The following is a 6,588-nucleotide window of genomic DNA, read 5'->3' on the forward strand; positions in this document are numbered from 1 at the left end:
TCAGGCGGCGGCACGCTGGCCGCTGCTGGCGCGGGTGACTTCGAACAGGCCCACCAGTTTTTGCAGTTTGTTGGCGTTGAGGCGCACGGTCTCGGCGCTGGCGTGCAGGACGCTGACGGTCTGGTGCATTTCCACCGAGGACTGGTCGACTTCCTTGATGGTCCGTCCGTAATCCAAGCTGCGCTGGTTGAGCTGTTGGATGATGCTGAACATGTTTTCCACGGCCTGGTGCAGTTGCACGTTTTCCGAGGACGCTTGCTCGGCCAGGCCGAGGCTCTGGTCGACGTTCTTTACGCCATCTTCCATAAAGCCTACGGCTTTTTGGGTTTCGCCTTGCAGGCTCTCCACGGTCAGGCGGATTTCTTCGGCGGCGCTGGAGGTGCGGGCGGCAAGGCTGCGGACTTCATCGGCGACCACGGCGAAGCCACGGCCATGTTCCCCCGCCCGCGCCGCTTCGATGGCGGCGTTGAGGGCCAGCAGGTTGGTCTGGTTGGTGATGTCGCTGATCAGGCCGCTGATCTTGCCGATCTCGGCCATGCGGCTGTCGAGCAGTTGCACGCTGGACGCCGAGCGCTCGACCACATCGCGGATCGATTGGGTGCCCTCCTGCACGGTGTGGAACTGTTTGCGGGCGCGCTCAACCACTTCGTCCATGGCCTGCTTCATCTGTTCTGCACCGGCGGACGCCTGCTGGATCTCGCCCAGTTGCTCTTCGACGATGACCATCATGCGGTGGATGGCGTCAGCCACTTCCATCGAGGTGCTGCTGGCCTCTCGGCTGCGGCCGAGCATCATCTGGTTGGTGGTGCCGACGCTGTGGCTGGCCTTGACCACTTGCCCGACCACCGAGTCCAGATGGTCGATAAAGCTGTTGATCCAGCGCCCCATGTCGCCGGTTTCGTCGTTGGCCATGCGCGAGGTGTCCAGGCGCTGGCGCAAATTGCCCTCGCCCTCGGCGATGGTGCGGATGACCCCGGTCATTTCGTTGATGCGCACGGCCAGGCGTTTCGGGCCGAGGGTGCTGAAGATCACGGCGGCGATCACCAGGCTGCCGGCCTCGCAGAGGTCGATCAGGTGTTGCGACAGCCCGCTGTAATGCTGGACCAGGTAGTTGCAGGCGAACAGGCCGAGCATGGTCGCCAGGTACGGTTTCATCAGGCCGTAGCTGAGCGAGCGGCGGCGATAGACTTCTTCCAGGTCGGCCTCGCACATCATGCCCCAGCGGTCCGGCGACCCCGGCATCTGGAAGGTCACGCCCTTGCCCACCACCGGGATATGGCGGTAGTCGGAATAGCCCGGGTAGGTGACGAACAGGTTCGAACCGTTGCGGATGGTTTCACGCACGCCGGGGTGCAGTTGCTGGGTCGCAGGATCGGTGAAGCGCAGTTCCAGTTCGGTGTGGCGCTGTACCTGCACGGTCTTCCAGGCGGTGTGCACCCCGCTTTTGAGGTTCTCGCCATGGCTGAAGGTGCCGTCTTCGAAGCGCGAGCGCGACAGCGCCACGCCCGGCTGCAGGCTGGGGTCGAAGCGCGACTGGACCATGAACAGGTAGTTGTCGCCGGACTCGGCGAAGATATGCCCGGCCTCGCGCTGGATCAGGTCGCCCAGCACGTCGTTGGGCACCCGCCCGCAGAGGCAGCCGAGCACTTTGCCCGCGACTTTCACCGGCTGGTAGAACATCAGCGTCACTTCGTCATGGAAGCGCGACGAGGACGGGCCGATGGCCTGGGTCAGCGGATCGCTGTAAGGCCCGTGCAGGAACGGCGCTTTCAGGCCTTCGGCAAGGGCTGCCGGGTTGACGCTGCGGCGGTCCTGACTGTTCCAGGTCGAAGCCAGCAGCTTGCCCGCTGGATCGACGACGAACAGTTCGGAAAAATCCTCGGCCTGTTGCAGTTTTTCCTGCAGGGCGTGAGGGTCGATGCCGCTCAGGTCGCCCAGCCCCTGGGCCAGTTCGGCCAGGTGTTCCCATTGTTCCAGGGCCCAACTGTTGAGCAGCTTGACCCGGGTTTCAGCAATGGCTTCGAACGTCTGCTCGATGACCGGATAGGCCGAACGGTTGACCCGGCACGCCCAACCCATGGCCAGTTTGCCGGTCTTGCCGAACCACGGCAGCCAGCGACGCTCTTCCCCTGATAAATGCATGGAGTTGCTTGTAAGCGACATAGACCTCTCCAATGACGACATCCCAATGGATTTTGAGAGGCAACTACCAGGCCAACTGAAAGCTTGCTAACTAACTGAATGGTTTAAGGCTGGCTTTATGCTATCGCAACGCTCGTAGATGAGAGTGACTCTTGAGCAGACTTAAAACAAATGCCCCAAACAGGGGCATATGGTTATCGCCAGTCGTCATAAAGGTGCAATAAGAGGCTCTGGCTCAAGCTCCGGCAGCCAGCGGCCAGTCCGTTGCCCGGCGTCCGTAGTCGGTCACTTCCGCGCTCGGGTGTGTTTCCCGGGTCATGAACAACCCCAGCCGGGCGGCACGGGCGATGGCCGCCACCTTGTTCTGCACGCCGAGCTTGACGATGGTGTTGCGCGCATGGAAGTTCACCGTCGACTCCGACAGATTCAGAATGCCGGCCACTTCCTCAGCCGTCTTGCCGGTGGCGGACCAGCGCAGCACTTCAATCTCGCGTTCGCTCAAGTGCAGGGTGCCGATCTTGCGCTTGAGTTCCTCGGCCTGGTTCATGTGGATCAGGTTGCACAGCAGCAAGACCTGCCCGGCCTTCTCGTACCACTCCTCATCGGAGATGCTGCCCTTTTCACGGGCTACGTCGAGGATGCTGAACACCCCTTCCGAATGAGCCCCCTGCGACCAGCCGTTGCACAGGCCGAACGCCTGGGCGTCCTCCCACATGCCGGCCACCGGGCGAAAGAACTCCTCGGTCCAAAAGATCGGCATGATCGAGCGTCGACAATGCTCGATCCGCGGATCGGTGTCGATGTATTGCCTGCGCTTGTAGTTCTGGATCCAGCCCGCCGGAAAGGTGCTGAAGAGCAACGGGCGGTGGTCGAAGCTGGTCCAGCAGGTGAAGCCGAAAAAGTCGAAGCCCAACTGCTGCACCAATTGGTGGAGTGTTGCGAAGCGCAGCGTGGGGGAGATTTCTCGTACCAGGACATTCAATGCGTCGGTACTGAACGGCATGATGGCAAAACCCCTTGATGAGCGCCGGGCTCCCTCCCAGATGCGCTGCGGGTGTTAAAAGTATGGGTGACGAGCTGTGAGGCTAGTTGCGGGGCGGCCAGGTCACAACCGGATATTGGTGATATATCCAAAGCATACCCAGGTGAACGAAGGGCTCTGGAATGGGGGTTCGCCAAGCGCCAGCAGGCGCCGGCGCAAGTGTTTCACGAGGGAACTTTTTTTCATGCACGCTGTAAAGCCTCGCGGCAGCCCCACCGACGGGGCCGCCGCGACAGGCTCAGACCTTGAACTTGGAAATCATCACGTTCAGTTCCACCGCCAGGCGCGACAGGTCCTGGCTGGCGGCGTTGGTCTGGTTGGCGCCGGTCGAGGTCTGGATCGACAGGTCGCGGATGTTGACCAGGTTGCGGTCCACTTCCCGCGCCACCGACGCCTGCTCCTCGGACGCGCTGGCGATCACCAGGTTACGTTCGTTGATCGCGGCGATGGCCTCGGCGATCACCTTCAACGCTTCATCGGCGGCCTGGGCCACCACCAGCGTGCGGCTGGCCTGGCTCTGGCTGCTGTGCATGGTGGTGACCGCGCGGTGAGTGCCGGCCTGGACGCCACCGATCATCTGCTCGATTTCTTCGGTGGACTGCTGGGTGCGGTGCGCGAGGGCGCGCACCTCGTCGGCGACCACGGCGAAGCCCCTGCCCGCCTCGCCGGCCCGCGCCGCCTCGATGGCGGCGTTGAGCGCCAGCAGGTTGGTCTGGTCGGCAATCGAGCCGATCACATCCAGCACGCGGCTGATGTCGTTGACGTGATTGGCCAGGGTTTCGACTTCCTGGGCGGTGTCGCCAACGTCGCTGACCAGACTCTGGATCGAGGCCAGCGCCTGATCGACCTGGGCGCGGCCATGCTGGGTGGTGTCGTCGGCGCGGCGCGAGGCATCGGAGGTGGTCACCGCGTTGCTGGCGACTTCCTCGACGGCAGCGGTCATTTCGTTGACTGCGGTAGCCGCCTGTTCAATCTCGGCGCTCTGTTGCAGCAGGCCGCGGCTGGTGTCGTCGGTCACCGCGTGCAGCTCTTCCGAAGCCGAGGCCAGGCGGTCGGACGATTCGGCGATCTGGCGGATGGTGGTGCGCAGGCGTTCCTGCATGGTGCGCATCGACTCCAGCAACAGCGCCGGCTCGTCGCGACCGGTGACGATGATTTCCTGGGTCAGGTCGCCATGGGACACGCGGTCGGCCACCACCACGGCTTCGTGCAAAGGGGTGACGATGCTGCGGGTGAGGATCGCGGCGATGGCGATCATCGCGGCGAGGATGACCAGCAGGGTGATGGCGATGATCAGCACGGCGCGGTCATAGGCTTCACCGCTGACCTGGCCCGACTCCACCAGGCCGTCGTAGTTGTAGCGGATCAGGTTGCCGAGGTCGTTCATCATGCCGTCGGCGTAGGCCACCAGCGGACCGTTGAGCAGGTCGATGGCGTCTTCCGGACGCTCGGCGCGCACCGCCTCCAGAAGCTGGCGCTGCAGGGTGTGGTACTTGTCGTAAGACTCCTGGAAGGCCTTGAACAGCTCGCGGTTCTTCGGGCTGTCGATACTCTCTTCATAGAACTTGAGGTTGGTCTTGATCTCCTGCTGGCGCTCGGCGATCAACTCCATGGTGTGCTGGCGCTCCTGCGGGTCGCGCAGCAGGATCGAGCGCAGCGTCAGCGCCCGGGTGCGGCCCAGGGCCAGGCCGACTTCGGCCAGGGCATGACTGCTGGGTTGCCAATAACCGGTGATCTTGTCGGTGGCCGAGTCCATTTTCTCGGCTTCGAAAATCGCGACGGCGCCCAACAGCAATACCAGTACCGCCAGGATCGCGAAGGCAAAACCGGCTCTGGCGCCGATGGATAGATTTCTGACCCGCATTGACCTTTCCTCAAATATCCGCGCTGGCCTGGGTGGATACGAAAGCCAGACGGATTAAGCCTTGGAGCCCACGGGCACGGCGATACAGCGCCGGCTTGCGAGGGCGTGGTGCACACAAAGGCTTTGCCGCAATGCGCGGTCATTTTTAGTTAGGTCGGGAAGCCCGATGAATCAGGCGCCGAGGCTGGGCCCTGGCGCCTTTAAATACCGAAGGATTCTACGGGAATGGCGAAATGATGGCAAACGCAGCAAGCGCTTGAACGGGGCGGGTTTTATGAGACTTTGGGCCTGCTTTGCTCGCGATGCCCCTCCCCCTAAACAAACGCATCCGCGTAAAAATCAGCCTCCGCCAGATTCCGCTCCGCCACATAATCCCGCCGCGCCGAATCCACCACGATCGGCGCGCCGCAGGCATACACCTCGAAGCCCTTGAGGCTCTGGAAGTCATTGATCACCTGGCGGTGAACGAAGCCGGTCGCGCCCTGCCAGTCGCACGCCTCGGTCGGCTCGGACAGCACCGGGGTGTAGCGCAGCCACGGCAATTCGGCTTCCCAGGCCAGCAATTGTTCATGCCGGTACAGGTCTTCGCGGCGCCGTCCGCCCCAGTACAGGTACACCGGCCGACGGTTGTCGCCGCGCTCGCGCAACTGTTCCAGCAGCGCCTGGATCGGCGCGAAGCCGGTGCCGCTGGCGAGGAAGATCATCGGCGCGTCGCCGTCGCGCAGGAAGAACGAACCAAACGGCCCTTCCATGCGCAGGATCGCCTTGGGCTGCAACGCGGTGAACACATGGCCGCTAAACACACCGCCCGGCATATGGCGGATATGCAGTTCCAGTTGCTGGTCACGCGCTACGGCGGTGGCCATGGAGTAACTGCGGCGGCTGCCGTCCTTGAGCAGCACCTGGACGTACTGGCCGGGGAAGTAGTTGAACGCACTGCCCGGCGCCAGCATCAGGCGCAACACGGCGACGTCGTGGCTGACCTTGTCGACGCTGGCGACACGCACGCCCATCTGCTGGATGCTGATGCCGCGCAGTTCGGTGACTTCCGGGGCGTCGATCACCAGGTCGGATCTGGCCCGGGCGCAGCAGAACAGCGCCAGGCCCTGTTCACGCTCGGCGGCGCTGAGCACGTCGAGCGGGCTGTCGCCGTGGTCGACTGCGCCGCTGAGCAAGCGGCCCTTGCAACTGCCGCAGGTGCCGGTGCGGCAACTGTGCTTGAGCATCAGGCCGTCGGCCAGGGCGGCGTCGAGGATGGTCTGGTCGGGGGTGGCCGGGCAGCTCAGGCCGACCGGTTGGATGTGCAGAGTGAAAGTCATGGTCTGGGCCTTGGGTTGGGGTTGTGTTCGGGGCCTGCTGTGCAGGCCATCGCGAGCAAGCTCGCTCCTACAAGGGATCTGTGTGCGGAACCTCCCCCCCTGTAGGAGCGAGCTTGCTCGCGATTTCGGCTAATTCCGCCGAGCCAGCAGATCCAGCGCCACATCCACAATCATGTCCTCCTGCCCCCCGACCATCCGCCGCTTGCCCAGCTCCACCAGAA

Annotated in this window: 5 protein-coding genes; all 5 read right to left on the minus strand. The window is 63.4% G+C overall.

Annotation, left to right across the window (positions count from 1 at the left end; all coding sequences use genetic code 11):
• Entirely contained in the window at nucleotides 1-2,184 is a 2,184-nt protein-coding gene (locus CKW37_RS02375) for a methyl-accepting chemotaxis protein (protein WP_371864255.1), read from the minus strand.
• 193 nt (nucleotides 2,185-2,377) lie between these two features.
• Nucleotides 2,378-3,145 (minus strand): autoinducer binding domain-containing protein, encoded by a 768-nt coding sequence (locus tag CKW37_RS02380; protein WP_095153821.1) that lies wholly within the window; start codon nucleotides 3,143-3,145, stop codon nucleotides 2,378-2,380.
• 277 nt (nucleotides 3,146-3,422) lie between these two features.
• Nucleotides 3,423-5,048 (minus strand): methyl-accepting chemotaxis protein, encoded by a 1,626-nt coding sequence (locus CKW37_RS02385; RefSeq protein ID WP_095153822.1) that lies wholly within the window; start codon nucleotides 5,046-5,048, stop codon nucleotides 3,423-3,425.
• 314 nt (nucleotides 5,049-5,362) lie between these two features.
• Entirely contained in the window at nucleotides 5,363-6,367 is a 1,005-nt protein-coding gene (locus tag CKW37_RS02390; protein WP_095153823.1) for a CDP-6-deoxy-delta-3,4-glucoseen reductase, read from the minus strand.
• Between the two features lie 129 nt (nucleotides 6,368-6,496).
• Nucleotides 6,497-6,588, minus strand: a 92-nt coding sequence (locus CKW37_RS02395) for a hypothetical protein (RefSeq protein WP_143501861.1), incomplete at its 5' end; no start/stop codon positions are given.

Source organism: Pseudomonas sp. Irchel 3E13 (genome assembly GCF_900187455.1).
In the GTDB taxonomy this organism is placed as follows: Bacteria; Pseudomonadota; Gammaproteobacteria; order Pseudomonadales; family Pseudomonadaceae; genus Aquipseudomonas.

What these genes read in the sequence shown, in the direction of transcription:
- CKW37_RS02375 (WP_371864255.1), bottom strand. Translation starts at nt 2,184, where the DNA reads ATGTCGTCATTGGAGAGGTCTATGTCGCTTACAAGCAACTCCATGCAT.
- CKW37_RS02380 (WP_095153821.1), bottom strand. Translation starts at nt 3,145, where the DNA reads ATGCCGTTCAGTACCGACGCATTGAATGTCCTGGTACGAGAAATCTCC.
- CKW37_RS02385 (WP_095153822.1), bottom strand. Translation starts at nt 5,048, where the DNA reads ATGCGGGTCAGAAATCTATCCATCGGCGCCAGAGCCGGTTTTGCCTTC.
- CKW37_RS02390 (WP_095153823.1), bottom strand. Translation starts at nt 6,367, where the DNA reads ATGACTTTCACTCTGCACATCCAACCGGTCGGCCTGAGCTGCCCGGCC.